The organism is Peptoniphilus indolicus ATCC 29427 (assembly GCF_000227315.1).
GTDB classification, from domain to species: Bacteria; Bacillota; Clostridia; order Tissierellales; family Peptoniphilaceae; genus Peptoniphilus; species Peptoniphilus indolicus.
This window is the reverse complement of sequence record NZ_JH165063.1, coordinates 196,833-199,922: the sequence shown is the minus strand read 5'-3', so window position 1 is coordinate 199,922 and position 3,090 is coordinate 196,833. Positions and strand designations below refer to the sequence as shown.

The following is a 3,090-nucleotide window of genomic DNA, read 5'->3' as shown; positions in this document are numbered from 1 at the left end:
TAGGGCTTCTGCTACGTATCTTATTGGCAGCATTGTTCTTCCGTCTTTTATTATGGCTTTTGTATCCATTTTTATTTCTTGTGTGTGGTTGTTTATTGTTCTTTGTAGTATGTCTGATCCTATTTTGATCTTCACTTCTATTACTGTCTTTTGTTTTTGCACTTCTGCTTTTGCATCTTTGCTTGGTGCTTTTATATATCTCCAGTCTATTGATCCCCTTTGATCGTTGTCATTTCTAAATGCTCTTGGTGCCACTTTTATGCTTGGTTGTAATGGAGTTGAAGGTATTACTTTTATGCCCGGTGTTAGCGGCATAGCCGGAATAACTTCTTTTGGTTTTTCTTCTTTTTCTTTAGGTTCGTTTTCCGGTTGTTTCGGTTCAGCCGGTTTTTCTTCCGGTTTCTTAGGTTCTTCCGGATTTTTTTCAGGATCCTTAGGTTCCGGTTTATTTGGTTTTTCCGGTTGCTTTGGATCAGATGGCTTTTCTTCTTTTTCTTTAGGTTCGTTTTCAGGTTTCTTAGGCTCAGCCGGTTTCTCTTCAGGTTTCTTAGGTTCTTCCGGCACTTTTGGTTCTACCGGTTTTTCTTTTTCTTTTTCTTTCTTAATTAATTCTTCAAGAGCCTTTTCCGCTTTCTTCTTATTCATCAATTTAGCTCTTTCTGCAATATCTTTAATAGTCTCTACATTTGTTGCTTCATCAATATCTTTTTTAGCTAGTTTCTTTGATGTCTCTGTTAGATCGCTTAAATTATCTATATACTCTTTTGCAGCTTCTTTTACTTCTTTTAATTCTTTCTTAACTAATTCTTCAAGAGCCTTTTCCGCTTTCTTCTTGTTCATCAACTTAGCTCTTTCTGCAATATCTTTAATAGTCTCTACATTTGTTGCTTCATCAATATCTTTTTTAGCTAGTTTCTTTGATGTCTCTGTTAGATCACTTAATTTATCTACATATTCTTTTGCGGCATCTTTTAACTCAATTTCCTTAGCTTTATCTTTTTCTTCTGCTAATTCTATAACTATACTTACACTATTAGGACTTGTAGCGCCTCCCAATTGAGATTTATAAAATTCTTTTTCTTCTTTATTTAGAAAAGCCAGTTTATCTATATCATTTTTTATATTATCCTTAATCTTCGCTTCAATGGCTTCATTTTTTTCTTTAGCTATATCAAAAACAGTTTTAAAATGATTAAATTCTTCTGTATTGTCTAAAACAGTTTTATAATATTTTTTCTCTTCTTCATTTAAAAATTCAAGTTTGCTAATTTCGTTAAATGTCTCTTCTTTACCTTTTGCATCAATTTTAGATTTATATACCTTAAGTTCTTCTAAATTTTTAGCTTTATCAATTCTTGCACTAAATATACCAATTTCTTTTTCATCTTTTAAAGATTTTATATTCTCTCTTAACTTATTCTTTAAATCTTTTTCTTCTCCCATTTTCTCTATCAATGGATTAATAGTCTTCTCAAGTTCTTTTAATTTTTCTTGAGTAAATTCTTTACTGTTGTCTAAATCTTTTATCTTCAGTAAATTCTTTTCTAATTCTGTAACAGAAGATCTTCCATAATCTTTATCTCCATTACGTAAGACTTTAGCTGCTTTTTCAAATAAATCATCTATTTTTTTTCTATTTTCTTCTTATTTTCAACATGATTTTTTAAGCTATCTACAGCTCTTTTAAATACTTGTTCATTTTTACTCCAATCTTCTACATTTGTCTTTAAATTTGCTTTTTCAGCATCACTCAAATATCCTTCTACGTCTACAACCGCTTCTATTAATTTTTCTTTTATCCCTTTATCGTGCTCTTTGGATTGAATTTCAAATACTAACTTTAACAAATCGTCATAGTTGTTTGTCTTAAGTACCTTCATTAACATCCCTGAATTACCTTCAGAAAGTTTTATTTCTTTTAAAGTTTCTTTTACTTTATCCCTAATTTTATCGAAATTTGCATTCTCTGTTGGTTCTTTTTTCTCTGATTCTTCTCCTGATTGATCTACTTGAGGTTTCTCTTCTTTTTCTTTTCTTTCTCTAGCTATTGCTTTAGTTAGTGCTTCTTCTGCTTTTTGTACTGCTTCTTCTGCTTTTTGTACTGCTTCTTCTACTTTTTGTAATGCTTCTTCTGATTCTCGCGCTAATTTTTGTACTGTTGCTTGTTCTTCTCCACTCACTTCTTTAGCTTTTTTTTCTAATTCTTCTGCAGCTTGTTTTGCTTTTTCCGCATATGTTTTTGCTTCTTTTGCTAAATTTGCGGCTTCTTCTACTTTATTTTTTACTGTTTCTGCCTCAGTTGCCGCTCCACTAATCTCTCCTTTATTTAATTTTTCTTTTATTTTTTCTGCTTCTTTTGTCACTTCTTCTGCTACTTTTGTCACTATTTCTTCTCGTTTTGCTGCGTCTTCTACTAATTGTTGAACCTTTTCTTTTAATACATTTATTTTTTGTAAAGTTTCCCTTTCTCTTTCTCTTTCCTTTTCTCTTTCCCCTTCTTGTTTTTCTTCTTTTTGTAGTTTATCGTAAGTTTCTTCTTCTCTAAGAATTCCACCAGCATAATAGGTTGGATTCTCTTTTTTGCTGCTATCATATATAGCAACCTTAAACTTTTTGCCTAAATCAGTTGCATCTATTTTACCTTCACGAATAAGTGGATTACTCTTATCTGGTTCCAATTTAATCTCTTTTTTATTATCACCAATAACTAACTTCACATCTTTTAAATCATGATTATCCTGTGTAAAAGATTTAGACACTAAAACCACCGAACATTTGCCATCATTGTCATCTTTTTGTTGTACTTCAAGGAGAAGATCACTATATTTCTCAACTTCACTCGCATAAACAACACCACTTAACTCAGCTTTACCGAAGTTAACTGGTGCAAAAAGTACAAATGCTCCCACTACGCATGAGACAACTCCTATTGACAATCTTCTTATAGAATATCTGTATATTCTATTTCGCTTCCTACTTTTAATAAATTCCCTTAAATTCTCCATTCTCGTCCTCCGTTAAATATTCATTATCATTTTTAATCATTCTTAATTAATTTTACAACTCTCACCCTCAAAAATCAAGTTTTTT

General features: G+C 31.2%; 2 protein-coding genes. Both read right to left on the bottom strand.

Features of this window, described 5'->3' with window-relative positions:
• On the bottom strand, window positions 1–1,443 hold a 1,443-nt coding region (locus HMPREF9129_RS10725; protein ID WP_004822181.1), incomplete at its 3' end, for a stalk domain-containing protein.
• A 179-nt stretch (window positions 1,444–1,622) separates the two neighbouring features.
• Window positions 1,623–3,005 carry a YSIRK-type signal peptide-containing protein gene (locus HMPREF9129_RS07600; protein ID WP_040552819.1) on the bottom strand — a complete coding sequence of 461 codons (1,383 nt, stop codon included), beginning with the start codon at window positions 3,003–3,005 and terminating at the stop codon, window positions 1,623–1,625.
• Between the last annotated feature and the right edge of the window lie 85 nt (window positions 3,006–3,090).